This is a genomic window from Janibacter sp. A1S7 (assembly GCF_037198315.1).
Lineage (GTDB): Bacteria > Actinomycetota > Actinomycetes > Actinomycetales > Dermatophilaceae > Janibacter > Janibacter alittae.
The window spans coordinates 1096820-1121605 of sequence record NZ_CP144913.1 but is presented as its reverse complement, the minus strand read 5'-3'; the positions used below and the strand labels follow the sequence as shown (position 1 = coordinate 1121605).

Annotated in this window: 20 protein-coding genes; 6 read left to right on the top strand and 14 right to left on the bottom strand. The window is 72.1% G+C overall.

The genetic code is table 11. From position 1 onward, the window contains the following. Window positions 1-19: 19 nt before the first annotated feature. The 10 genes from V1351_RS05435 to rimP all read right to left on the bottom strand — a co-directional run bounded on the left by V1351_RS05435 (window position 20) and on the right by rimP (window position 11247). A complete protein-coding gene (locus V1351_RS05435) occupies window positions 20-1876 on the bottom strand; it encodes an AMP-dependent synthetase/ligase (protein WP_338751476.1) in 1857 nt (618 codons plus the stop codon). A gap of 61 nt (window positions 1877-1937) precedes the next feature. Beyond that, window positions 1938-3164, bottom strand: a complete 1227-nt coding sequence (locus tag V1351_RS05430; RefSeq protein WP_338751474.1) for an FtsW/RodA/SpoVE family cell cycle protein — start codon at window positions 3162-3164, stop codon at window positions 1938-1940. A 37-nt stretch (window positions 3165-3201) separates the two neighbouring features. Continuing rightward, complete coding sequence (locus V1351_RS05425; RefSeq protein ID WP_338751472.1) at window positions 3202-4152, bottom strand: bifunctional riboflavin kinase/FAD synthetase; 951 nt, start codon at window positions 4150-4152, stop codon at window positions 3202-3204. Between the two features lie 11 nt (window positions 4153-4163). Then, complete coding sequence (gene truB, locus V1351_RS05420; protein ID WP_338751470.1) at window positions 4164-5096, bottom strand: tRNA pseudouridine(55) synthase TruB; 933 nt, start codon at window positions 5094-5096, stop codon at window positions 4164-4166. Next, window positions 5093-5542, bottom strand: a complete 450-nt coding sequence (gene rbfA / locus V1351_RS05415) for a 30S ribosome-binding factor RbfA (protein ID WP_338751468.1) — start codon at window positions 5540-5542, stop codon at window positions 5093-5095. The genes truB and rbfA overlap by 4 nt, the downstream gene beginning before the upstream one ends. A gap of 115 nt (window positions 5543-5657) precedes the next feature. Beyond that, the gene (locus tag V1351_RS05410) at window positions 5658-6143 is read right to left on the bottom strand and encodes a hypothetical protein (RefSeq protein WP_338751466.1); all 486 of its coding nucleotides are present in this window, start codon (window positions 6141-6143) and stop codon (window positions 5658-5660) included. Window positions 6144-6274: 131 nt separating this feature from the next. Further along, window positions 6275-9115 carry a translation initiation factor IF-2 gene (infB, locus tag V1351_RS05405; RefSeq protein WP_338751464.1) on the bottom strand — a complete coding sequence of 947 codons (2841 nt, stop codon included), beginning with the start codon at window positions 9113-9115 and terminating at the stop codon, window positions 6275-6277. Window positions 9116-9253: 138 nt separating this feature from the next. Beyond that, on the bottom strand, window positions 9254-9574 hold the full coding sequence (locus V1351_RS05400; RefSeq protein WP_338751462.1) for a YlxR family protein: 321 nt from the start codon (window positions 9572-9574) through the stop codon (window positions 9254-9256). A 37-nt stretch (window positions 9575-9611) separates the two neighbouring features. After that, window positions 9612-10709, bottom strand: a complete 1098-nt coding sequence (gene nusA, locus V1351_RS05395) for a transcription termination factor NusA (protein WP_338751460.1) — start codon at window positions 10707-10709, stop codon at window positions 9612-9614. A 10-nt stretch (window positions 10710-10719) separates the two neighbouring features. After that, window positions 10720-11247: a ribosome maturation factor RimP gene (gene rimP / locus V1351_RS05390; protein ID WP_338751458.1), complete on the bottom strand. Its 528-nt coding sequence runs from the start codon at window positions 11245-11247 to the stop codon at window positions 10720-10722. 85 nt (window positions 11248-11332) lie between these two features. Between rimP and V1351_RS05385 the strand changes: the two genes are divergently transcribed. The 4 genes from V1351_RS05385 to V1351_RS05370 all read left to right on the top strand — a co-directional run bounded on the left by V1351_RS05385 (window position 11333) and on the right by V1351_RS05370 (window position 15491). Continuing rightward, window positions 11333-12181, top strand: a complete 849-nt coding sequence (locus tag V1351_RS05385) for a hypothetical protein (protein WP_338751456.1) — start codon at window positions 11333-11335, stop codon at window positions 12179-12181. After that, a complete protein-coding gene (locus V1351_RS05380) occupies window positions 12178-13074 on the top strand; it encodes an aminoglycoside phosphotransferase family protein (protein WP_338751454.1) in 897 nt (298 codons plus the stop codon). The genes V1351_RS05385 and V1351_RS05380 overlap by 4 nt, the downstream gene beginning before the upstream one ends. A 75-nt stretch (window positions 13075-13149) precedes the next feature. Next, a complete protein-coding gene (locus tag V1351_RS05375) occupies window positions 13150-13410 on the top strand; it encodes a GlsB/YeaQ/YmgE family stress response membrane protein (RefSeq protein ID WP_338751452.1) in 261 nt (86 codons plus the stop codon). Between the two features lie 86 nt (window positions 13411-13496). Then, window positions 13497-15491 carry a thioredoxin domain-containing protein gene (locus tag V1351_RS05370; RefSeq protein ID WP_338751450.1) on the top strand — a complete coding sequence of 665 codons (1995 nt, stop codon included), beginning with the start codon at window positions 13497-13499 and terminating at the stop codon, window positions 15489-15491. Window positions 15492-15494: 3 nt separating this feature from the next. Here V1351_RS05370 and V1351_RS05365 read toward each other — a convergent pair whose 3' ends face one another. Continuing rightward, window positions 15495-16097, bottom strand: coding sequence for a histidine phosphatase family protein (locus V1351_RS05365; protein WP_338751448.1), 603 nt, complete (start codon window positions 16095-16097; stop codon window positions 15495-15497). A 38-nt stretch (window positions 16098-16135) separates the two neighbouring features. On the opposite strand from V1351_RS05365, the gene V1351_RS05360 reads away from it, so the two are divergent. Together V1351_RS05360 and cobF are read left to right on the top strand one after the other, a co-directional pair. Continuing rightward, on the top strand, window positions 16136-17608 hold the full coding sequence (locus tag V1351_RS05360; RefSeq protein WP_338751446.1) for a cobyric acid synthase: 1473 nt from the start codon (window positions 16136-16138) through the stop codon (window positions 17606-17608). Further along, window positions 17605-18420: a precorrin-6A synthase (deacetylating) gene (gene cobF / locus V1351_RS05355; protein ID WP_338751444.1), complete on the top strand. Its 816-nt coding sequence runs from the start codon at window positions 17605-17607 to the stop codon at window positions 18418-18420. Before V1351_RS05360 ends, cobF begins: the two co-directional genes overlap by 4 nt. Here cobF and arr read toward each other — a convergent pair. The 3 genes from arr to cobN form a co-directional block, all read right to left on the bottom strand. After that, the gene (gene arr, locus V1351_RS16290; RefSeq protein WP_422389021.1) at window positions 18410-18850 is read right to left on the bottom strand and encodes an NAD(+)--rifampin ADP-ribosyltransferase; all 441 of its coding nucleotides are present in this window, start codon (window positions 18848-18850) and stop codon (window positions 18410-18412) included. The genes cobF and arr overlap by 11 nt on opposite strands. Before the next feature lie 499 nt (window positions 18851-19349). After that, window positions 19350-21104 carry a 5,6-dimethylbenzimidazole synthase gene (bluB, locus tag V1351_RS05345; protein WP_338751440.1) on the bottom strand — a complete coding sequence of 585 codons (1755 nt, stop codon included), beginning with the start codon at window positions 21102-21104 and terminating at the stop codon, window positions 19350-19352. Continuing rightward, window positions 21101-24775: a cobaltochelatase subunit CobN gene (gene cobN, locus V1351_RS05340; RefSeq protein WP_338751438.1), complete on the bottom strand. Its 3675-nt coding sequence runs from the start codon at window positions 24773-24775 to the stop codon at window positions 21101-21103. The genes bluB and cobN overlap by 4 nt, the downstream gene beginning before the upstream one ends. Between the last annotated feature and the right edge of the window lie 11 nt (window positions 24776-24786).

Genomic DNA, 24786 nt, shown 5'->3' with positions numbered 1-24786 from the left:
GCCAAGGGTAGGTGACGGATCAGCTCGGGTACATCTCCTCGATGTCGCCCTTGAACTTGTCCGCGACGACCTTGCGACGCATCTTCAGGCTCGGGGTGAGCTCGCCGTCCTCGACGGACAGGTCGCGGCCCAGGATGTGGAACTTCTTGACCTGCTCGTGCCGGTTGAGGCCGGCGTTGAGCTCGTCGATGTAGGACTGGACCATCTCGCGGGCCTGCAGCGAGGAGACGATCTCGGTGTAGCTCGCACCCGCGAGACCGTTCGCCTCCGCCCAGGGCTGGATGGCCTCCTCGTCCAGGGTGACCAGCGCGGTGACGAACTGGCGGGACTCACCGTGGACGAGCAGCTGGCCCACATAGGGGCACAGGCCCTTGAAGGTCGACTCGATGAGCGAGGGCGCCACGTACTTGCCGTTGCTCGTCTTGAACAGGTCCTTCTTGCGGTCGGTGATCTTGACGAAGCCGCGCTCGTCGATCTCGCCGATGTCGCCCGAGTGGAACCAGCCGTCGTCCGTGAGCACCTCGGCGGTGGCCTCGGGGTTGTCGTGGTAGCCCTCCATGACGTGCTCGCCGCGGATGAGGACCTCCCCGTCGTCCGCGATCCTGATCTCCGTCTGGGGGGTGGGCCAGCCGACCGACCCGACGCGAAGGGCGTACGGCCGGTTGACCGTGGCCGCGGCCGAGGTCTCGGTGAGGCCATACCCCTCGAGGATCTGCAGACCAGCCCCGGTGAACCAGTGCGCGATGTCCGTGTTGAGCGCTGCGGAGCCGGAGATGAAGAAGCGGATCCTGCCGCCGAAGCGCTCCCGGACCTTGGCGAAGACGAGCTTGTCGGCGATGGCGTGCTTCAGACGCAGGACCACCCCCGGCGTGCGGTCCTCGGACAGCGCCTGTGAGTAGTCGCGTGCGGCCTGGGAGGCGAAGGTGAAGATCGTGGCCTTCGCGCCCCCTTCGGCCTCCATGTCCAGCGAGATCTTGCCGTAGACCTTCTCGAAGATCCGTGGTGCGGCCGCCATGAAGGTCGGTCGGACCTCGGCCAGGTTGTCGACGATCTTGTCGATGCGTCCGTCGACGGCGGTCTGCATGCCGACGTCGGTGCTGATCAGCAGCAGGACCTTGGCGAAGACGTGGGACAGGGGCAACCACAGGTAGTGCACGTCCTCGGCCGTGAGCATGCCGGTCGCCCGGATCGCCGCGCCCTGGTAGGTCCACGTCGCGTGCCGCAGACGCACGCCCTTCGGCCGGCCGGTCGTGCCGGAGGTGTAGATGATCGTCGCGAGCGACGTCGGTCCGGTGGCGTCGATCCGCGCGTCGACGACCCCCGGGTCCGAGGCGAGCAGCGCCGAGCCGCGCTCCTCGAGGTCGGCGAAGGTGAGCGTCCAGTCATCGAGGTCGACCCCCTCGGGATCGATGACCACGACGTGGGTCACGTCCGGGATGGCGTCACGGACCTCACGGAGCTTGTCGACCTGCTCCGCGTCCTCGGCGATGACGACCTTGGAGCCGGAGTTGTCGACGATGAAGGCGACGTCGTCACTGATCGACGTCGGGTAGATCGTCGTCGTGGCCGCGCCGGCGGCCATGATCGCGTAGTCACCCAGCACCCACTCGATCCGGGTGCTCGAGGCCAGGGAGACCCGGTCCTCGGGCTGGACGCCGAGGTCGACGAGACCGGCGGCGAGCGCCCAGACCCGGTCCCCGAGCTGCGCCCAGGTCAGCTCGTCCCAGGCGATGCCCGCCGGGAAGGAGTAGGCGGTGCTGTCGGGGGTGTCGGCGATGCGCTGCCGCAGCAGGTGACCCACACTCGGGGCGCGGTCCTCGAACACACTGGCGTCGTAGGCCTCGTCGGCGGGGGTGCGGGGCATGGTGTCAGGCACGGTGGGCCACTCCTTCGTGGGCAGTCTGTGAGCGAATCATGACCCACGAGTACGTCGGTTGTCACCCACCTGTCCGCAAGTTCACCCTTTGGTGACCCACTCGCCTCGCCGGACGTGCCCGCGCGCCAGATCCGTTGTGCGCGTTCGTCCTCCGGTTCGCACGGCGCTCGGTCGAGACCGCGACGACGATGCCGATGGCCGCCCAGCAGGCGAACATCGAGGACCCCCCGTAGGAGAGGAAGGGCAGCGGCAGCCCCGTCACCGGAAGCAGGCCGAGGTTCATCCCGATGTTCTCCACCGACTGCACGGCGAACCACGCCGCGACACCCCAGCAGACGAGCTGGACGAAGGGGTCGACGCTGCGGGTGCCCGCGAGCGCGATCCGGGCCACGACAAGACCCAGGAGGCCGATGACGAAGGCCGCACCGACGAAGCCGAGCTCCTCCCCCGCCACCGAGAAGACGAAGTCGGTCTCCTGGAACGGGATCGCGCCCGTGCTCGTCAGCTCGCCCGAGAACAGCCCCTGGCCACCCCACCCACCGCCCGAGATCGCCGCCCGCACCTGCTGGGTCTGGTAGCCGATCCCCTGGGGATCCGTGCCCGGGTCGAGGAAGGCGGTCAGCCGGTCGCGCTGGTACGGGCTGAGCACCGGGGTGGTGAAGGCCGCGACCACGGCGGTGACACCAGCGAGGAGCACCCCGATCAGCCAGGGCCAGCCGGCCCCCGAGATGACGAGTACGCCGAGCCCGAGCGCCACGAGCACCAGTGCCGACCCGAGATCCGGCTGCGCCAGGACCAGCAGGACCGGCAGCCCCGTGATCAGCCCGGCGAGGAGGATCTCGCGGGGGCGGGGCCGGTGCCGCCGCTCGGCGGCCGGGGCGAGCAACATCGGCAGGGCGACGCAGAGCGCGACCTTCGCCAGCTCGCTGGGTTGGATCGAGAAGCCGCCCGGCACCCGGATCCACGATCGTGAACCGTTGACCTCCACACCGAGGGGGGTGAGCACGAGGACGAGTCCGACGATGCCGGCGAGGTAGACCACCGGCGCCAGGGCCCGCAGCAGCGAGCGGTCCAGCCGGACCGCGACCAGTGCGATGAGCAGCCCGATGGCGAGGTTGAGCAGGTGCCGCACGAGGTAGGCCGACCCGGCCTCGGCGCGGGTCGCGGAGTACACGAGCAGGGCGCCCAGGCCCGACGCGGTCAGCGCTGCCGCGACGAGGACGAGGTCGGAGCGCAGCAGGGTCGCGAGGTCCCAGCCGCGAAGCCCCACCCGAATCCGCCTCGGCACGTTCGCGTCCGCACGCATCTGCCCGGGCACATCCGGCTCAGAGGTGGAGGAGGGCGCGGGTGTGGTCGACGTCCCGGGCCATGGCCTCGAGCAGCTCGTCGATCGAGTCGAAGCGCAGGGTCGGCCGGACGTGGCCGACGAAGTCGACGGCCACCAGCTCGCCGTAGAGGTCGAGATCCGTGCGGTCGAGGACGTAGGCCTCGACGACGCGCACCTGCCCGTCGAAGGTCGGGTTGGTGCCCACGGAGATGGCCGTGGGAAGACGCCGGTCCCGGCTGTCCTCGGGCAGGTCCAGACGGGTGAGCCAGCCGGCGTACACCCCGTGGCCCGGGACCAGGCCGATCGTGTCGGTGCCCAGGTTGGCGGTCGGGTAGCCGAGGTCCCGGCCACGGTGGTGGCCGTGGACGACCGTCCCGACCACCCGGTGCGGACGGTCGAGGATCTCGGCGGCGGCCTCGACCTCACCGGCGGCCAGGTGGGCGCGCACGGCGGAGGAGGACCAGCGCTGGTCGTCACCCTGGTCCTCGATGACGACGACGTCGAAGCCGTGCGCCTCCCCCAGCTCGCGGATGAGCGAGACGTCTCCGGTGTAGCCGGCGCCGAAGCCCTTGGTGTCCGCCCCGACGACGAGGGCGGCGGCACCGAGACCGGTGACGAAGGTCTCGACGATGTAGTCGACGGCGGAGGTCTGGGCGAACTCCATGGTGAAGGGCAGGACGAGCACCCCGTCGATGCCCGCCTCCCGCAGGAAGTCGTCGCGCAGGCTGCCCGGGGCGATGAGCTCGGGCGCCCGCTCGGGATGCATCACCTCGACCGGGTGGGGGTCGAAGGTGACGACGACGGTCGGCAGGTCCCGCTCGCGACCCTGGCGGATCAGCTCATCGAGGATCGCGCGGTGACCGCGGTGCACTCCGTCGAAGTTGCCGAAGGTCGCCACGCACGGCCGCAGCTGCGACGGGGTGGCACTCGGAGATGACCATTGCTGCACGAGGACCCACTCTACGAACTGGCCGGGGCGAAGACGACGTGGGCACGCGCCGTGGGACGGCTCTCGTCGAGCACGGCGACGAGCGCCCCGTCCGGGGCGAACGCCGCGACCGGCTCCTCCCGCCCCGGCACGGCACTGGGGATCCGCTGCCCGAAGCCGAGCGAGCGGGCCTGCTCCGCGGTGACCTCGCGGTGGGCCAGAGCGGCACGGGCGGCCTCGGCCAGCGGAGTCATCGGCAGGTCCACCGGCTCGGCCCCGCCGTCGCGCAGGGCGGTGAGTGCGTCGAGGGTGTGGGAGTGCGCGAGTGTCAGGCCACCGACGCGGCTGCGACGCAGGGCCGTCAGGTGGCCGTGGCTGCCCAGGTCCGCGCCCAGGTCGCGGGCCAGCGCGCGCACGTAGGTGCCCGAGGAGACCTCCACCTCGACGTCGACGTCGAGGACCGCCAGGCTCCCGTCGGGACCCTGCGTGTCCGCCTCGCGCACGTCGAGCAGGTCGAAGCGCGAGACCGTCACCGCACGGGCCGGCAGGTCGACGTCCTCCCCCGCCCGCACCCGGGCGTAGGAGCGTTCGCCCTTGACTTTGATCGCGCTGACGGCGCTCGGGACCTGCTGGATGTCGCCGGTCAGCCGGGAGACTGCCGTCTCGAGGGCCGACCGGTCGATGTCGGCCACCTCCCCGGTGGCCGTGACCTCGCCCTCGGCGTCGTCGGTGATCGTCGCCTGCCCCAGACGGATCGTCGCGGTGTACGCCTTGTCCGCTCCGACAAGGAAGGTCAGCAGCTTGGTGCCCCTGCCGACGCCGAGCACGAGGACCCCTGTGGCCATCGGGTCGAGGGTGCCCGCGTGACCGACCTTGCGGGTGCCGTACAGCCGGCGGCTGCGGGCGACGACGTCGTGGCTCGACCAGCCCGCGGGCTTGTCGACGACGACCAGTCCGTCGCTCACTCCGGTGCGGACGGGGACCGCTCGTCGTCCCCCTTCGTGCGGTAGGGGTCGGCCTCGCCCGCCGGTCGGGCGTCGGTGCGGGTGCGGGCCAGGTCCTCGTCGCGCTCCTTGGCCGAGCGCAGGAGGTCCTCGATGTGCGAGGCGTTCTCCGGCAGGGCGTCGGGGATGATCTCCAACGTCGGGGTCAGGCGGATGCCCAACCGCTGGCCGACGAAGGAGCGCAGCTTGCCGCGGTTGGCCTCGAGCAACTGCGCGGTCCGCTCGCGCTGGGCCTCGTCCCCGAAGACGGTGTAGAAGGCCGAGGCGTGCTGGAGGTCACCGGTGACGCGGACGTCGGTGATCGTGACGAACCCGAGGTCGGGGTCCTTCACGACCTGCTCGAGGTTGGCTGCGATGAGCTCCTTGATGCGATCGGCGATCTTGCGGGCGCGGGCCGGGTCGGCCATGGCACACCTCCGGTGAGGGGCTGGGTGGGGACTCCCCCACGGTATGCGAAAGCCGGGCGGTCCGGGACACCAGCCGCGCGGGCGGACCGGCCCGCCGCACAGCCGGTGTGGAGCGTCAGTAGGTCGTGCTGGGACTCGCCACGCCGATGATGAGCAGGACCACGAACACCAGGCTGATCAGGATGCCCAGCACACCCAGTCCGAGACCGATCAACGACATCGTCCGGCTGCTGTCGTCCCCGGCGGCCTCGGCGGCCTTCTTGCCCATCAGTCCCAGGACGACGGCCGCGATCCCGCCCACGATGCCCACGATGCACCAGCTCAGGCACAGGCCCAGGATGCCGGCCACGAGCGAGGAGATCGACATGATCTTGGCGTTGTTGTCGCCCGGTCCCCCGCCACCGGGGGCGGGCGGGGGTGTCATCGGTGGCTGCCCGCCGGCCCCGTACGGGGACCCTCCCGTGGGCGAGCCGTAGGGCGGCCCCGCGGGAGCGCCGTACGGCGGCTGGGCGGAGGAGTCGGGGCCGGGATCGCCGGGTCCGGAGGAGCCGTGGGGCGGGGTCCCGCCCTGGCCGGGCGGCGGAGGAGGTGGCGTCGTCATGCGCACACCATACGCACCCCGGGTGGTGTGCCGGCGCCTTCGAGTCCCGCCCGGTGGTGGGCAGGGGCATGACGAAGGGGGGCCGATCAGCTCTCGCTGACCGGCCCCCCTTCGTCGGTGGTCCCGCTGGATCAGTCGCGGGGCTTCTCGCGCATCTCGTAGGTGGTGATCAGGTCACCGTCCTGGACGTCGTTGAAGCTGCCGAGGTTGATACCGCACTCGAAGCCCTCGCGGACCTCGGTGACGTCGTCCTTGAAGCGACGCAGCCCGGTCAGCTCGAGGCCCTCGGTGATCACGACACCGTCGCGGGTGATGCGTGCCCGGGCACCTCGCTTGATCAGACCGCTGCGGACGATCGAACCGGCGATGTTGCCGAACTTGCTGGAGCGGAAGACCTCGCGGACCTCCGCCGAGCCGAGCTCGACCTCCTCGTACTCCGGCTTGAGCATGCCCTTCAGGGCCTGCTCGATCTCCTCGATGGCCTGGTAGATCACGCCGTAGTAGCGGATCTCCACGCCCTCGCGCTCGGCGACATCGGCGTTCTGGCCCTCGGCCCGCACGTTGAAGCCGAGGATGATCGCGTCGGAGGCCATGGCCAGGTTGATGTTGTTCAGCGTGATCGCGCCGACGCCACGGTCGATGATCCGCAGGTCGACCTCCTCGCCGACATCGATCTGCAGGAGGGCGTCCTCCAGCGCCTCGACCGAACCCGACACATCACCCTTGATGATGAGGTTGAGGGTGTCGATCTTGCCGGCGGCGATGACCTGGTCGAGGTCCTCGAGGCTGATCCGCTTGCGAGCCTTGGCCAGGCTGGCCTGACGGTCGGCTGCCTCACGCTTCTCGGCGATCTGGCGCGCAGTGCGGTCATCGGGTGCGACGACGAAGGTGTCACCGGCCCGCGGGACGGACGAGAGCCCGAGCACCTGGACCGGACGGGAGGGACCCGCTTCCTTCAGCTGGTTGCCGTGCTCGTCGAGCATCGCCCGCACACGACCGTGGGCCGAGCCGGTGACGATGGCGTCACCGACGTGCAGCGTCCCCGACTGGACGAGGACGGTCGCCGTGGCGCCCCGGCCCTTGTCCAGGTTGGCCTCGATCGCGACGCCACGGGCGTCCCGGTCGGGGTTGGCCCGCAGGTCCAGGGCCGCGTCCGCGGTGAGCAGGACCGCCTCGAGCAGGGCATCGATGTTCTGGCCCTGCTTGGCCGAGACGTCGACGAACATCGTGTCGCCGCCGTACTCCTCGGCCACGAGGTTGTACTCGGTCAGCTGACCACGGACCTTCGCCGGGTCCGCGCCCTCGACGTCCACCTTGTTGACCGCGACGACGATCGGCACGTCGGCAGCCTGGGCGTGGTTGAGCGCCTCGATGGTCTGCGGCATGACGCCGTCGTCGGCGGCCACCACGAGGATCGCGATGTCGGTGACCTTCGCACCGCGGGCACGCATGGCGGTGAACGCCTCGTGACCGGGGGTGTCGATGAAGGTCAGCGCGCGCTCGGCCTCCTCGTGCTCGGTCTGGATCTGGTAGGCACCGATGTGCTGCGTGATGCCACCGGCCTCGCTCCCACCGGTGTCGGCGTTGCGGACGGCGTCCAGCAGGCGCGTCTTTCCGTGGTCGACGTGACCCATGACCGTGACGACCGGCGGGCGGGCGTACAGGTCCTCCTCGTCCTCGTCCTCGATGCCGATGTCCAGGTCGACGTCGAAGGACTCGAAGAGCGCACGCTCCTCCTCCTCCGGCGAGACGATCTCGATGACGTAGCCGAGCTCGGCGCCGAGCAGCTGGAAGGTGTCCTCGTCCAGCGACTGGGTCGCCGTGGCCATCTCACCGAGGTTGAACATCACGGTGACCAGCGAGGCGGGGTTCGCGTCGATCTTCTCCGCGAAGTCGCTCATCGAGGCACCCTGGCGCACCCGGATCCGGGTGGTGCCGTCGCCGCGGGGGACGACCACACCGCCGACCGAGGGTGCTTGCATCTTCTCGAACTCGGCGCGCTTCGCCCGCTTCGACTTGCGCTGCTTGCGCTTGCCGCCGCCACGACCGAAGGCACCCTGCGTGCCGCCACGACCACCGGGGCCACCGCGGTAGCCACCGCCACCGGGACGGCCGGCGGGGCCACCACCGGGACGGCCACGACCGGCACCGGGACCGCCACGACCACCGGGCCGCTGGCCCGGACGCGGGACGGCCGAGCTGGCCGGCATCATCCCGGGCGACGGACGGGCACCGCCACCCTCGGGACGGGCTTCCGGGGCACCTGCTGCCGGACGCTGAGCGCCACCACGACCGCCGGGACGCTGCCCGGGGCGGGGCATGCCCTGGCTGGAGGCGAAGGGGTTGTTGCCGGGACGGGGGCCGGCGCCGCCGCCCCCTTCGCGACGGGTACCCATGCCCTGGTTGGACGCATAGGGGTTGTTGCCCGGGCGCGGGCCCGGACGGCCACCACCCGGCTTGGCCTGCGTCGGGCGCGGGCCGGGAGTCGGGGGCTTGGGGCCCGGCTTGGCGGCCGGGGAGCCCTTGTCGGACGCCGTGGCGGCAGGCTGCTCGGGGGCAGCCGGCTGCGCCGGGGCGGCAGGCTGCTCGGCAGCCGGCTGCTCAGGAGCGGCCGGGCCGGGCTTGGGCGCTGCCGGGCCGGGCGTCGGCGCCGGCGGGGCAGCGGGCTGCGACGGCTCGGTGGGAGCCGACGGCTGCGCCTGGGGTGCGGGAGCGTCGGCAGCGGGCGCCTGGGGAGCCGGCGCGGCCGGTCCCGGCTTGGCGGGCGACGGCTTGGCCGCGGGCTTGGCGGCCGCCTTCTTCACCTTGGGGTCGGGCGCAGGTGGGTTGTCCTTCACCTTGCGCACGACGGGCGCCTCGATCGTCGAGCTCGCAGACTTCACGAACTCCCCCATGTCACCCAGGTGGGTGAGGAGGGCCTTGCTGGAAACCCCGAGCTCCTTGGCGAGCTCGTGGACACGGACCTTGGCCACGTTTCTCCTTCTCTGGTCCGTACCTGAGAGAAGGCGCGGACCGTCGTCAGTTGAGGTGAATGCTCATTGCTGAGTACTCATCGGGTGCTCATCAGCGTCAAACCCGCTCTCGGTTCTGTGCGTACGGATTGGTCGGTACTACTGGTTCCTGCTGGGCACGTCCTCGAGCCAGTCGCGGACGGCGTCGGCCCCCGCCACCGGACGTCGGAACGCACGGGAGAAGGCCCGCCGCCGGAGGGCGAGCTCCAGGCAGGCGATGTCGGGGTGGAGCCACGCCCCACGACCCGGCACACGTCGGCGCGGGTCCGGGGTCGCCGTGGTGGACCCACGATCATCCGTCACCACGACGATGCGCAGCAGTGTCGATCGGCTATCCCGTCCGCGACACCCGATGCAGGTCCTGATCGGGCCAGCCTGAGGTGCCTCGCACTGGAGTCCAGTCCGAACGACGTCTCCCATCTTAACGCCTATCCGGCTTGCGCCGGTCACCAGTCGATCACCCCGGGGACCGGCCGGGGACCGCGACGCCCCCGCTGACCTCCGGAGCCGTGTCCGGGCGGATGTCGATGCGCCAGCCGGTGAGCTTGGCTGCCAGACGAGCGTTCTGCCCCTCCTTGCCGATGGCCAGCGACAGCTGGTAGTCGGGCACGATGACCCTCGCCGAGCGCAACTTGGGGTCGACGACCGTGACGGACTGCACCTTGGAGGGCGAGAGCGCCGCGGAGATGAACTGCTGCGGGTCCTGCGAGTAGTCGACGATGTCGATCTTCTCGCCCTGCAGGTGACTCATGACGGCCCGCACACGGGCGCCCATCGCGCCGATGCACGCGCCCTTGGCGTTCAGGCCGGGGATCGTGGAGTGGACGGCGATCTTCGTGCGGTGGCCGGCCTCGCGGGCCAGGGCCGCGATCTCGACCGAGCCGTCGGCGATCTCCGGGACCTCCATGGCGAAGAGCTTGCGCACGAGGTTGGGGTGGGTGCGCGACAGGCCGATCTCTGGGCCGCGCATCCCGCGCTTGACCGCGACGACGTACACGCGGATCCGGTCGCCGTGGTTGTAGACCTCACCGGGAACTTGCTCGGCCGACGGGAGGACGCCCTCGATCGTGCCGAGGTCGACGAGGACGTTGCGCGGGTTGGCGCTCTGCTGGATGACGCCGGAGACGATGTCGCCCTCACGGCCGCGGAAGTCGCCGAGGACGGCTTCGTCCTCGACATCACGCATGCGCTGGGTGATCACCTGGCGAGCGGTCGCGGCCGCGACGCGGCCGAAGTTGTCCGGGGTGTCCTCGAACTCCGGCCCCTGCTCCCGTCGCGTACGGGTGCGCATCAACGGGTTGCCGTCCTCGTCGACGGGCGGGGCCTCCCCTTCGGCAGGCTCGACCGGAACCTCCTCCTCGACCAGGTGCTCCTCGCGGGCCCAGACGATGACATGCCCCTGCTTGCGGTCCAGCTCCACGCGGGCGTGCTTGTAGGCGCCCTCCGTGCGGTGGTAGGCACCCAGCAGCGCTGCCTCGATCGCGTCCACGAGGACGTCGAAGGGGATCTCGCGCTCACGCTCGAGCGCCTTGAGGGCGTGGATGTCGATGTCCATGGATCAGTCCTTACATCTCGGCGCCGGCATCCACCGACGTGCTCGTGGGCGGGGAGAACTCCACCTGGACGGTGCCCTTGGCGATCTCCGTGAAAGGAACCTGGGCGGTGTGCGGCGGCTGCTTCTTCGTGCCCTTGACGCGCAGGTCGACACCGTCGGCGGTGACCGCGAGGACCCGACCGGTCTGCTCGCCCCGGGTGAGGCGCAGCTCGACGAGGCGACCGACGCAGCGGCGGAAGTGCACGGGCTCGGTCAGCGAACGGTCCGTGCCGGGGGTGGAGACCTCGAGGGTGTACGGCTGGCTACCCATGACGTCACTCGCGTCGAGCGCGTCGTTGACGAGTCGGGTCGCGTCGGCGATCTCATCGAGGGTCAGCGGCTCGACCGGGGTGTCCCCGACGACCTCGGCGACCGGTCGCTCGACGGTGATCCGGGCGACGCGCCGCTTGCCGGCCGGTGTCACCGTCACCGAGTCCACGACGAAGTCGTCACCCAGTGCGGCGGAGACCTGCTCGTGGACGTCATGGTCCAGACCCATGGGAAGCCTTCCGTGTGGAGTTGCCGTGCTCGGCCGACACTCTAGTCATGATCGACGGCCGGTGCCTCGTGCGAGGATCGTCCTCGTGCCATCTCCACCCAGTCGCCGCCTCGTGCTCGTCGGTGCCCTCGCGGCCGGCGTCACGACACTGGGCGGCTGCGGCGTACGGCTGGAGGACGACGCTCCGCACATCCCCTTCGTCCCCACGAGGGAGCCCGTCCCCGGCGAGTCGGCCATGCTGGCCATGCTGGGATCGCTCGAGGCGAGCGACCAGGAGTACGCCGCCGAGCGCGCCGACCTGCTGCGCACGGCTCTCCTGGACGCCCGGGTCCCGCAGGACCTGCTCGACGGCGTCACGGCTCCGGAGTCCGCCGGCGAGGTCGTCGCGGCCTTCGAGGGATCGATCCGCGACTGCGGGGCGGGTGTGCTGCCACTCATCGGCCGGCTCACCGCCACCCACCGGATCACTGAGCACACCGATGAGGAGCTGTGGAGCAGGCCGGGCACCGAGGCATGGTCGGCGGGCGCGGTCGCGGCCGACGCCCGGCGGGCGACCCTGGCGACGATCTATGCGCTGGACCTCATCGCCGCAAGGGCCACCGACGAGCGGATCTCGAAGCAGGTCCTCGCCGCGGGCAAGGGCCTGCGCCAGCTGAGCGTGCGCCAGACGACGGCAGCGGGTGAGGCGGTGCGGCCCCCTCCGCTGGGTTACGACGCGCCCCACGAGCTGACCCCGCAGGAGGGCAGGGACCTGGGACGGCGCTGCTTCGAACGCCTGCTCGCGGTCTACGGGGACACCTTCTTCGGCCTGGGCGACGACCGGGTCGCGGCGCTCGAGGTGACCGAGTGGATGGTCACGGTGGAGCAACTGTCGCGTGACCGCTTCCCGCTCGATGTCCCGGTCCTCTACGGGGCCGACCCGACCGACTCGTGAGGGTCGCGGACGCGGCAGCGCTGGTGCCGGTGTCCCTCGCCGAGCGGATGGCCGGTCTCGAGGCCGAGGGGGGCCCGACCGGCGCCGACTGGGTGGCTGCGCTCCCCCACCTGCTCGCGGACGTGCTCGAGGAGTGGTCCCTCGAGGTCGACGGACCGGCGATGGCCGGCCAGTGCGCGCTGGTGCTCCCGGTGCGCGGGCCCGAGGGGAGGGCGGCGCTCAAGCTCGGCTGGCCACACGCCGAGGCCGAGGGCGAGCACCTCGCCCTGCGAGCCTGGGACGGACGCTCGGCGGTGCGCCTGCTGGGCGCCGACCCACGCCGCACCGTCCTGCTGCTCGAGCTCCTGACGACGCAGGACCTCACCGACCTGTGGGACGAGGAGGCCGTTGCGGTCGTCGCGGGCCTGTACGCGGACCTGCACATGGCTCCCCTGCCCCAGGTGCCGTCTCTCGCGCCGTGGATCTGGCAGATCCTCTCGCGCCCGGCCGCCGAACGACTCCCCCGGCAGGTCGTCGAGCAGGCGCGGTCCACCCTTCGCTCGGTGGAGGGTGGGCAGGTACGCCTGCTCCACGGCGACCTGCACTACGCCAACGTCCTGTCCGACGGCACCGACTGGGTCGCGATCGACCCCAAGCCGGTGAACGGCCACCCCGCGTGGGAGGTCGCGCCGCTGCTGTGGAACCGCGCGGAGGAGATGGGCACCGGTGCCTCGCTGCGCTGGTCGGTCCGCCGGCGCGTGGACATCGCGTGCGCCGTCGCCGGGTTCGACGAGGAGGTGGTCCGTCCGGTGTGCGCTCTGCGCGAGGTGGTCAACGCGGTCCGTGCGGTCGAGGACGGTGACCAGGACCGGGTCTCGCTGGCGATCTCGCTCGTCAAGGCCCTCGGCAGCTGACTGCCCACCGGCGTGGCGTCACCGCCCACCGGCGTGGCGTCACCGACGATCCGATCCGAGGTCTAGGATCCAGCCATGCTTCTCATCGGCCTCATTCTCTTCGGCATGCTCGTCGGCGCCGGGGCACAACTGCTCCTCGGACGTGAGCACAACGCCGTGGATTGGACCCTGGCGATCGTCAGCGGGCTCCTCGGCTCGTTCGTCGGCGGCCTGTTGAGCAGCGTGTTGGCCGGAGACGGCTTGGCGTTGCGGCCCAGCGGACTCATCGGCTCGATCGTCGGCGCCGTGATCGTGACCGCAGGGTGGCGCTGGTACGTGGCGCGGCCCCGGGCGTAATCCGCAGCGGCACGGGTCGGCGCACACCCCGACCCCGCCGCGAACGGCCTCGGGTACGGACACCACCGGGGTGAGACGGTGGAGGCATGGCCAACCGACTCGCCAACAGCCTCTCGCCCTACCTGCGCCAGCACGCCGACAACCCGGTCGACTGGTTCGAGTGGGGCGACGAGGCCTTCGCGCAGGCGCGCCAGCGGGACGTGCCGATCTTCCTGTCGGTGGGCTACGCCGCGTGCCACTGGTGCCACGTCATGGCGCACGAGTGCTTCGAGGACGAGCAGGTCGCCGGGGCACTCAACGACGGCTGGGTCAGCGTCAAGGTCGATCGCGAGGAGCGCCCTGACATCGACGCGGTCTACATGCTCGCGACGCAGGCGATGACCGGGCAGGGTGGCTGGCCGATGACCGTGCTCATCACGCCGGACGGCGAGCCCTTCTTCGCCGGGACGTACCTGCCCAAGCCGCAGCTGCTGCAGCTGCTCGACGCCGCGGGCACGGCCTGGCGGGAGGACCACGAGCGCCTGATGGCGAGCGCCTCCGGCGTCGCCGGGCAGCTCGCCGGGATCGCGGACCCCGGGCCCGGCTCCCCCGTCGACGAGGAGCAGGTCGCCCTGTCCGTGCACTCGCTGCGCACGACCTTCGACGACGCCCGGTCCGGCTTCGGGGGCGCCCCGAAGTTTCCGCCGTCGATGACGCTGGAGCACCTGCTGCGCCACCACGCCCGCACCGGGGACGCCGACGCCCTGGCGATGGTCGAGCGCACCGGCGAGGCGATGGCCCGCGGGGGGATCCACGACCAGCTCGCGGGTGGCTTCGCGCGCTACAGCGTCGACTCCGAGTGGGTCGTGCCCCACTTCGAGAAGATGCTCTACGACAACGCGCTCCTGCTGCGCGTCTACACCCACTGGTACCGCCAGACCGGCTCACCGCTCGCGGCCCGGGTGGCCGGGAGCACTGCGGACTTCCTGCTGCGGTACCTGCGCACGGGCGACGGGGGCTTCGCCTCCGCCCTCGACGCGGACACGGTCGTCGACGGGCACTCCGTCGAGGGGGCCACGTACGTGTGGACGCCGGCTCAGCTGGTCGAGGTGCTCGGCGAGGACGACGGCGCCCGCGCGGCGCGATTGCTCGAGGTGACCCCGGAGGGGACATTCGAGCACGGGGCGTCGACGCTGCAGCTGCTGCAGGACCCCCACGACCCGCAGTGGTGGGAGGACGTGCGAGCTCGGCTGCTCGACGCCCGTACCGAGCGCCCCCAGCCGGCCCTCGACGGCAAGGTCGTCACCAGCTGGAACGGATTGGCCATCGCCGCCCTGGCCGACACCGGCGTCACCCTGAAGCGACCCGAGCTCGTCGACGCGGCGGCAACCGCGGGGCGGCTCGTCCTCGACGGGCACCTCGTCGAGGGCCGCCTGCGCCGCACGTCGCTCGCCGGTCGGGTCGGCGCCGCCCCAGCGGTCCTCGACGACCACGGCAACCTCGCGGAGGGTCTGCTGGCCCTGCACCGCGCGACCGGCGCGACCGAGTGGCTCGACCACGCCGCGCAGGTCCTCGACCTGGCCGTCCACCTCTTCCACGACGCCGACGGCTGGCACGACACCCCGATCGACGGCGAGGCCCTGATCACCCGTCCGCGCGGCCGTACCGACAACGCGGAGCCCTCGGGTGTCTCCGCGATCGCCGGCGCGCTCCTGACCCACTCGGCCATCACGGGCAAAACGGCTCACCGCTCCCTCGCGGAGGAGGGCGTCGCGGCGCAGTCGCGGATCATCACCCACGACCCCCGTTTCGCGGGCTGGGCGCTGGCCCAGGCCGAGGCGATGCTCGACGGGCCCCGGCAGGTCGCGATCGTCGGCGAGGACGAAGGGGGGATCGCCCCCCTTCGCGCCGTGGCGGAGGCATCCCCCGCTCCCGGGCTGGTCATCGTCACCGGCCGACCGGACACCCCCGGTGAGCCGCTGCTGGCGGACCGCCCACTCGTGGACGGGCAGGCTGCGGCCTACGTCTGCCGCGGATTCGTCTGCGAGCGCCCGGTCACCGACGCCGAGGGGCTGCAGCAGGTACTGGCCCGCGACCTGTGAGGCTCAGCGCCCCACGTCGAAGGTCGTGATCGAGCCGGGCGTGATCGGCTCGTCCCAGTCGATCTCGCGGTGCGAGCGTTGCCGCAACCAGGCGAGCGAGGCACGGATCGTGTGCTCGTGGCTGATCACGACGAGGTGCTCGGGCTGCTCGATCAGAGCGGGCGCGAACCACTCCCCGACCCGGTCGTGGACATCGCGCATCGACTCGCCACCTCCCCAGCGGACCTCGCTGATGTGCTGCCCGTCGGGGACCTCCTGGGCCGGGAGGGAGTCGGCCCGCTCCCCCTCCAGGTCACCGAGGGACTGCTCCCGCAGACCGGCCTCGTTGCGCACGGAGGCGCTCCAGCCACCCGGGCGCAGGGCCACGGAGATGATCTCGGCGGTCTGCAGCGCCCGCACGAGGTCGCTGCTCCACAGGGAGAGATCGCGGTACCCGCCGGGCACCCCGAGCAGGGCCGCCAGGGTCAGGCCCGCACGGGCGGCATCGGCCCGACCGGACTCGGTGAGGACGGGCTGCGTCACCCCTCGGTGGGCACCCTGGATGATCCCGTCACGGTTCCAGGTGGACTCCCCATGACGGATCAGGTGCACGTGGGTCGAGGTCACGGAGCCCACGCTAGCCCGCCCTCGTAGAGTGACGGTTCGTGAGTGGACTGCTGATCACCGGGACATCCTCCGATGCGGGGAAGTCCCTCGTCGTGACCGGCCTGTGTCGCGTCCTCGCCCGACGTGGGACATCGGTCGCGCCGTACAAGGCCCAGAACATGTCCAACCACTCGATGGTCTGCCGCGACGGGACCGAGATCGGCCGCGCGCAGTACCTGCAGGCACAGGCGGCGGGGGTCGAGGCCACCTCGGCGATGAACCCGGTGCTGCTCAAGCCGGGAAGCGACCGCCGGGCGCACGTGGTCGTGCGAGGACGGCCCGCGGGTGAGCTCGTGGCCGGTGAGTACGCGACCGGGCGAGGGCACCTGGCGCAGGCGGCCTTCGCGGCCTACGAAGAGCTCTCGGGAGGCCACGACATCATCGTCTGCGAGGGCGCCGGCTCGCCCGCCGAGATCAACCTGCGCGCTGGTGACTACGTCAACCTCGGTCTGGCGCAGCGATTCTCCCTGCCGACGGTGCTCGTCGGGGACATCGACCGCGGCGGGGTGCTGGCCGCGCTGTACGGGACCTGGGCGCTGGTGTCCGACGAGGACCGACCGCTGCTCGCCGCGTACCTCATCAACAAGTTCCGCGGGGACGCCTCGGTGCTCGCGCCGGGGCTGGCGGAGGTCACCCGGCGCACGGGGATGCCCTCGCTCGGGGTGCTGCCCTGGCTCGAGGACGTGTGGCTCGACTCCGAGGACGGACTCTCCGTGGCGGCCTGGGAGCACGACGAGGACGGCGTCGCCGCGGACCGTCGACTCACGGTTGCGGTGGTCCGGCTGCCCCGCACCTCCAACGCCACCGACGTCGATGCCCTCGCGGCCGAGCCGGGCGTGGACGTGCTCGTGACCCGCGACGTCGACACCGCCCGCGAGGCGGACCTGCTCGTGCTGCCGGGGTCACGGGCGACGGTCTCCGACCTGGCCTGGCTACGACGCACCGGCCTGGCCGACGTGGTGGTCGAGCGGGCGCGGCGCGGAGCGCCGGTCCTGGGGATCTGCGGCGGCTACCAGATGCTCACCGACGAGATCCTCGACGGCGTGGAGGGCGACGGGAGTCCGGCCGACCCGGCCGTGGCGGTCCCGGGTCTCGGGCTGCTTCCCGGGCGGGTCGACTTCGCCGAGGAGAAGATCCTCGCCCGGCCCTGCGGGACGTGGCGCGGGACCACGGTGGAGGGCTACGAGATCCACCACGGCGTCGTCTCACCCGGTGACGGTGAGGACTTCCCCGGGGGGCACGCAGTCGGGCCGGTCCGGGGGTCGATCTGGCACGGGACGTTGGAGTGCGACGACTTCCGGCACGCCCTCCTGGCCGACGTGGCGACCACGACCGGCTCGGGCTGGCGCGCGCCGACCGGGGGGACCCCCTTCGTCTCACGCCGGGAGCGGATGATCGACAGCCTCGCCGATGCCCTCGAGGCCCATGTCGACGTCGACGCCCTGCTGACCCTGATCGAGGAGAACCGGTGAGCCCCCGCCGTGTCCACGTGATCGGGATCGGTGCCGGATCACCCGGGCACGTGACCGCCGAGGCTGCGGCAGCCCTGGCCGAGGTGGACGTCTTCCTCGTCGCCGACAAGGGCGGAGCGAAGGACGAGCTGGTGGCGGTGCGGCGCGCGATCTGTGACCGGTTCATCCCGGCCGATCACCCGTACGAGTTCATCACGGTGCCCGACCCGAGGCGCGGCCCGGACGCCGATCGCGACGACGCGCAGTACGCGCAGGGGGTGCGCGACTGGCACGCCGCACGCACGGACGCCTACGTTCGGATCGTCGATGGGCTGCCCGTGGACGCGGTCGTGGGGTTCCTCGTGTGGGGCGACCCGGCCTTCTACGACAGCACGATCCGCATCGTCGACGCGATCGGCGAGCGGATCGACACCGCCGTGCGGGTCATCCCGGGGATCTCTGCCTTCCAGACCCTCGCCGCCGCGCACGGGATCGTGCTGCACCGCGTCGGCGAACCGGTCCACGTCACGACCGGGCGCCGGCTCGTCGACGAGTGGACGCGCGCCGAGGCGGCCGGGCTCACGCTCGGCACTCTCGTCGTCATGCTCGACGGCCATCTGCACTGCCGGGAGCTGGCGGCGACGCACCCGGACGCGCTCATCCACTGGGGCGCCTACGTCGGCCTGCCCCAGCAGGAACTGCGGTCCGGACGTCTGGCGGAGGTCATCGACGAGATCGTCGACCTGCGGGCCCGACTGCGCCGGGAGCACGGCTGGGTGATGGACGTCTACGCCCTCACCCCGGCGGCCGATCGAGCCCGAGTCAGTCGTTGATCGCCTCGATCCCGCGAGCGGCGAGGTCGGCCAGGCCGTCGCGCATCTGCTGCACCGCCTCGGGCGGGTGGGGCTCCCAGTCGGTGACCTCGTGCAGCACGCGCAGTGGCTCGACCGTGCGGTAGGAGCGCGTGGGGTTGCCGGCGAACATCTGGTCGGTGAGGTTGGGGTCGTCCTCGAGCACACCGGTCGGACGCACCTGGTAGACGCGTGCCGGGCCCTGACCGGTGGCTAGTTGCGCACCCCAGACGGCGGCGTCGAGGGTGGCGGTGAGGTAGATGAAGTTGGCCCGGCGACGCGCGCCGTAGTTGGAGTCGCGGCCCGGCCGCAGCAGGTCTCCGGTCCTCAGTGGAGCCCGGGTGCCGTGGAAGAAGGGTCCGGTGTCATCGACCGCGCGCGGTCCCAGGAGACGTCGCACGACCGCATCCATCGCCGGGGCCACGAACTGGTGACCACCCTGTCGGCGATACACGACCAGCGCCCGGGGCAGCCGGGCGGCCAGCTGGTACACGTGCCCGAAGGGCACGACCTCGTCGTCGAGGCAATGGTGCAGCTCCACCTCGAGCCCGGACGGGAGCGCTGCGTCCGCGCCGTCGGGCAGCGCGAACTCGGGCACCTGCCAGCCGTCCGGACCCCAGTTGGGGGCGGCGAGGAGGATCAGCCTGCGGATCCCCAGGTCGCGCTCGGTGAGCATCCGCAGGATCGTCGAGCCGCCGAACGAGTGGCCGACCACGACGTCGACGTCGGGGCGCAGGTGCTCGTCGATCCGCCCCGACCATGCCTCGTGTGTCGTCTCGCCCTCGTCGAGGTCCGGCGCCAGGACGTCGTCGTCGATCCCGGCGCGCAGGGCCCGGACCATCGTCTGGTCCTCGACGGATCCGCCGGCTCCGTGCAGGAAGAGAACCGCCATCCGGCGAGCGTAGCCTTCGTCAGCGGGTGCGGGCGGCCACGCGGCGGACGGCGAGGCCCTGCAGGACCATCGAGGCCGCGAGGCACGCGCCGACGCCCTCCCCGGCACGCAGGCGCAGGTCGAGCAGGGGCTCCAGGCCGAGCTCGCGCAGCACGAGCGCGTGCGCCCGCTCGCGGCTGACCTGTCCGGCGAGCAGGTAGGCCTGCACCCCCGGCTCCAGTCGCGCGGCGATGACCCCCGGCAGCGACGCGGCCAGCCCGTCGAGCACGACCGGGGCGCCCGCAGCCGCCGCCCCGAGCGTCACACCCGTCAGCAGCGCGATCTCCGGGCCACCGACCAGGCCGAGGAGGCGAAGGGGGTCCTGCTCCCCCTTCGTCCGGGCGAGGGCGCATGCAACGACCTCGCGCTTGGTCGCGACCATGTCCGCATCCGACCCGGAGCCGAGGCCGACGGCGTCCTGCGGCTCGAGGTCGAGCAGGGCGCAGGCCAGGGCAGCGGCGACCGTGGTGTTGCCGACGCCGACCTCACCGAGGCAGACGAGACCGGAGGCCGCCGCCTCGGTGCCGATCTCCCGACCGGAGGCGACCAGCGCCTCGACGGCGGCCCGGCTCATCGCGTCGGTCGAGGCGAGATCGCCCCGCTCCCCCCGGGTGCGGGCAGAGCGCGCTCCGCCCACCGGCTCCCCGTCGACACCTGCATCGACGGGGAGCACGGCAAGGCCCGCCCCCCGGGCTGTGGCGGCACCGATCGAGGTGCCGGTGACGGTGGCATCGAGGACGTCTCGCGTGCTCGATGGCGGGAAGGCGCTGACCCCGAGGTCCGTCACCGGGTGGTCGGCACCGGCCAGCACCAGAGTCCCGGCCGTGACGTCCTGGGCTCCGACGGCGAGCACCCGGTTGAGTGCCCGGTCGAGCACGCCGAGTGACTCCGGGGGGGAGAGCAGCTCGTCGGCGGCGTCGGTCGCGGAGACCAACCGGTCGCCCTCCGGGCCGTGGACCTCCGGGCGCTGGTGCGACACGGGCTGCTGCGGCGCGGCCTCGTCCCCGGGCCACCGGTCCCGGATGACCACGTCCTCGAGCGGGGTCCTCCTCGACCACGCGGCCCGCTCCAGCCCCGGCGACGGGGGACGCTCGTCGGGCCAGCCCAGGCACAGCCAGCCGAGGGTGACCACGCCCTCGGGCAGACCGAGCAGGTCGGCCAGCTCGTCCGGGTCGAAGAGGGTGACCCACCCCATCCCCAGTCCGTGCGCACGGGCCGTGAGCCACATGTTCTCGATCGCGGTGGCGCAGGACCACAGGTCCGCATCCGGGAAGGTCGCCCGTCCGAGCACACCGGTCGCCGGGGTCCGGCGGTCGCAGGCGACGACGACGCCGACGGGCGCCTCGCGCAGTCCCTCGAGCTTCAGGTCGAGCATCCGCGCGGCCCGCTCCGAGGTCAGGTGCTCGGCCTGCTCCAGCCGGGCGCGGTCGGCCATGTGCGCGGCCCGGTCGCGGGTCGTGCGGTCGCTGACGACGATGAAGCGCCAGGGCTGTGAGTGGCCGACGCTCGGTGCGCGGTGCCCCGCGTCGAGCACGGTCGTCAGCAGCTCCTCGGGTACCGGGTCCGGACGATAGCGGCGGATGTCCCGTCGCCCGGCGACGACGGAGCCGAGTGCATCGGTGACCGCCGCGCCCATCGCCCACCCGGACGGGTCGGAGCGTCGCTGCGCCGCGCTGCTGGTGTCGCCGATCCTGGGGACCGGCCTGGCGTAACCGCGATCGCCCTCGGTGGTCACTCGTCCTCCTCCAGGTCGCCCTCGATGTCGAGGTACACCTGCTGCATCTGCCGCACCACCTCAGGATCAGGCTCCTCCCACAGGCCCCGGTCGGCGGCCTCGGTCAGCTTCTCGACGATGCCACGCAGCGCCCACGGGTTGGCCCGGCGCATGAACTGCTGGTTGGCCTCGTCCAGGACGTAGTCCTGGGCGATCCGGTCGTACATCCAGTCGTGGACCACCCCGGCGGTGGCGTCGAAGCCGAAGAGGTAGTCCACCGTCGCGGCGAGCTCGAAGGCCCCCTTGTAGCCGTGGCGCTGCATCGCCGAGATCCACCGCGGGTTGACCACGCGGGAGCGGAAGACGCGGTTGGTCTCCTCCTGCAGGGTGCGGGTGCGCACGGCGTCCGGGGAGGTGGAGTCCCCGACGTAGGCCTTCGGCTCCGCCCCGGTCAGCGCGCGGACGGTCGCGACCATGCCGCCGTGGTACTGGAAGTAGTCGTCGGAGTCGAGGATGTCGGACTCGCGGTTGTCGACGTTCTTGGCCGCGACCTGGATGCGCCGGTAGGTGCGCTCCATGTCCTCGGCGGCGGGCTTGCCGTCGAGATCGCGCCCGTAGGCGTAGCCACCCCACTGCGTGTAGACCTGTGCGAGGTCCGCGTCGCTGCGCCAGGTGCCGGACTCGACGACCTGCAGGATGCCGGCGCCGTAGCTGCCCGGCTTGGAGCCGAAGATCCTTGTGCGCGAACGTCGCTCGTCGCCGTGCTCGGCCAGGTCGTCGGCGGCGTGGGCGCGCACGTGGTTGTCCTCGGCGGACTCCTGCAGCCCGGCGACCAGCTGGACGGCGTCGTCGATGAGCGCGATGACGTGCGGGAAGGCATCGCGGAAGAACCCGGAGATGCGCACGGTGACGTCCACGCGCGGCCGCCCGAGCTCGGCCAGCGGGATCGGCTCGAGCCCGGTGACCCGGCGGGACTGCTCGTCCCACACCGGGGTGACGCCGAGCAGCGCGAGCACCTCGCCGATGTCGTCGCCGGAGGTGCGCATCGCCGAGGTGCCCCACATCGACAGGCCCACCGACGTGGGCAGCCCACCGGTCTCCTCGCGGTAGCGCTGCAGCAGTGAGTCGGCCATCGCGGTACCGGTCTGGTAGGCCAGCCGGGACGGGATCGCCTTGGGGTCGACGGAGTAGAAGTTGCGCCCGGTGGGCAGCACGTTGATCAGACCGCGAAGGGGGGACCCGCTCGGCCCCGCGGGGACGTACCCGCCGTCGAGCGCGTGCAGCACCATCGGCAGCTCCCGCTCGGTCGCGGCCAGGCGCGGCACGACCTGGGTCGCGGCGAACTCGAGGACGTGCGTCACCTCGGCCGCGGTGGCCTCGCCGAGCCCCGGTTCGGCGTGCGCGACGATGCTGCTCGCCGCCGCCGCGGACCAGTCGGCCGCGGCAAGGGCCTCGACGAGGTGACGGGCCCTGCCTTCGACCGCGTCGGTCTCGGTGGAGGAGGCGTCATCGGCGAGGCCGAGGGCGGCTCGCAGTCCGGACACGGACCCGACCTGGCCGGAGAAGACCTGCGCGGCGCGCAGGACCGCCAGGACGAGGTTGACCAGCTCCTCCCCCTGCGGCGCCTGCCCGAGGACGTGCAGCCCGTCGCGGATCTGGACGTCCTTGATCTCGCAGAGCCAGCCGTCGACGTGCATGACGAGCTCGTCGAAGCCCTCCGCGTCGTCGAGGTCCACGTCCGTCAGCCCGAGGTCGACGTGCATCTGGGCGGCGTGGATCAGCTGCCAGATCTCGCCGCGCAGCGCCGGGGCCTTCGCCGGGTCCATGACCGAGACGTTGCCGTACTCGTCGAGCAGCTGCTCCAGCCGCGCGATGTCGCCGTAGGACTCGGCGCGGGCCATCGGCGGGACGAGGTGGTCGACGATCGTCGCGTGGGCGCGGCGCTTGGCCTGGGTGCCCTCACCGGGGTCGTTGACGAGGAAGGGGTAGATCAGCGGCACGGTGCCCAGCGCGGCGTCGGTGCCGCACGCGGCGGACATCGCGAGGTTCTTGCCGGAGAGCCACTCGAGGTTGCCGTGCTTGCCGACGTGGACGATCGCGTGGGCACCGAAGTCCTCCTCGATCCACCGGTAGGTCGCGAGGTAGTGGTGCGTCGGTGGCAGGTCGGGGTCGTGGTAGATCGCGATCGGGTTCTCCCCGAAGCCGCGCGGCGGCTGCACGAGCAGGGCGACGTTGCCGCGCACGAGAGCGGCGGTGACGATCTCCCCCCGGGCGTCGCGGGTGGTGTCGACGAAGACCTCGCCCGGCGCCTCGCCCCAGTGCTCGGTCATCGCCTCGCGCAGCTCGGCCGGGAAGCGCTCGAACCACTGCCGGTAGTGCTCGGCCGGGATGCGCACCTGGGCGTCCTCGACCTGCTCCTGGGTGAGCCACTCCTCGTCCTGCCCGCCGGCGGCGATGAGCTCGTGGACCAGGGCATTGCCACACGTCGTGTCGGGGTTCTCGCCCTCGACCGACGGGAGCGGGTCCATGCCGACGAACCCCTCACCGAGGTCGTAGCCGGCCTCCCGCATCGACCGGAGCATCCGGATGGTCGAGACCGGGGTGTCGAGGCCGACCGCATTGCCCAGGCGGGAGTGCTTCGTCGGGTAGGCGGAGAGGACGACGGCGATCCGGCGCTGCTCGACCGGGGTGGAGCGCAGGCGCGCGTGGTTGACGGCGATGCCCGCGACGCGGGCGGCGCGCTCCGGGTCGGCGACGTAGTGCGGCAGCCCCTCGTCGTCGAACTCCTTGAACGAGAACGCGACCGTGATCAGGCGCCCGTCGAACTCGGGGACGGCGACCTGGGTGGCGACGTCGAGCGGGCTCATCCCGTCGTCGGACTCCTCCCAGTCGGCGCGGCTCCACGTCAGGCACAGTCCCTGCAGGATCGGGATGTCCAGGGCGGCGAGCCGCTCGACGTCCCACGCCTCGTCGTCCTCACCCGCACCGGCGGTGGCGGGCTTGGTGCCACCGGCGGCGAGCACGGTGGTGACGAGGGCGTCGAGGGTGCCGAGGTGCTCGAGGAGCCCGTCGGGGGCGTCGCGCAGCGAGGCGGCGTGGACGACCTCGCCGTGCCCGCCGGCGGCGTCGATCGCGTCGGCGAGGGCGTGCGCGTACGCGGTGTTGCCGGCGGCGTACTGCGCCCGGTAGATGAGCACACCGACCCGGGGCCGGGCGCCGCCGTCGGTGCGCGGGGCAGGGTCCTCGCGCTCGAGGAGTCCCCACGCGGGCAGCGCCTGCGGCGCCTCGAAGCCCTGCCCGGTGAGCAGCAGGGTGTCGCAGAGGAAGGCGTGCAGCTGCGTCAGGTTGGCCGGTCCCCCTTCGGCGAGGTAGCGGTGTGCCTCCGCGGCGGTGCCGGGCGGGACGGTGGAGAGCTCCATCAGAGCCGCATCCGGCTCCTGGGTCCCACCGAGCACGACGAGCGGCGCTGCGGCGGAACGCAGGTCGTCGAAGCCCTCCCACAGCCCCTGCGGGGAGCCGAGGTAGCGGACGACGACGACGTCGGCGCCGGCGACGCGCTCGACGATCTGCCCCCGGTCCAGGCGGGCCGGGTTGGCGACGGTGAAGTCGACGTCGGACCGTGCGGCGGCGCCGGCGCTGCGTGCGCTGAGCAGGTCGGTGTCGGAGGTGGACAGCAGGGCGATCGTGGGCACGTCGTGCGCTC

Excerpts from the sequence above, each read along its gene's own strand:
- rbfA (WP_338751468.1), bottom strand. The coding sequence starts at position 5,542 with ATGGCCGACCCGGCCCGCGCCCGCAAGATCGCCGATCGCATCAAGGAG.
- V1351_RS05410 (WP_338751466.1), bottom strand. The coding sequence starts at position 6,143 with ATGACGACGCCACCTCCTCCGCCGCCCGGCCAGGGCGGGACCCCGCCC.
- V1351_RS05400 (WP_338751462.1), bottom strand. The coding sequence starts at position 9,574 with ATGGGAGACGTCGTTCGGACTGGACTCCAGTGCGAGGCACCTCAGGCT.
- nusA (WP_338751460.1), bottom strand. The coding sequence starts at position 10,709 with ATGGACATCGACATCCACGCCCTCAAGGCGCTCGAGCGTGAGCGCGAG.
- rimP (WP_338751458.1), bottom strand. The coding sequence starts at position 11,247 with ATGGGTCTGGACCATGACGTCCACGAGCAGGTCTCCGCCGCACTGGGT.
- V1351_RS05375 (WP_338751452.1), top strand. The coding sequence starts at position 13,150 with ATGCTTCTCATCGGCCTCATTCTCTTCGGCATGCTCGTCGGCGCCGGG.
- V1351_RS05370 (WP_338751450.1), top strand. The coding sequence starts at position 13,497 with ATGGCCAACCGACTCGCCAACAGCCTCTCGCCCTACCTGCGCCAGCAC.
- arr (WP_422389021.1), bottom strand. The coding sequence starts at position 18,850 with ATGGATGCGGTCGTGCGACGTCTCCTGGGACCGCGCGCGGTCGATGAC.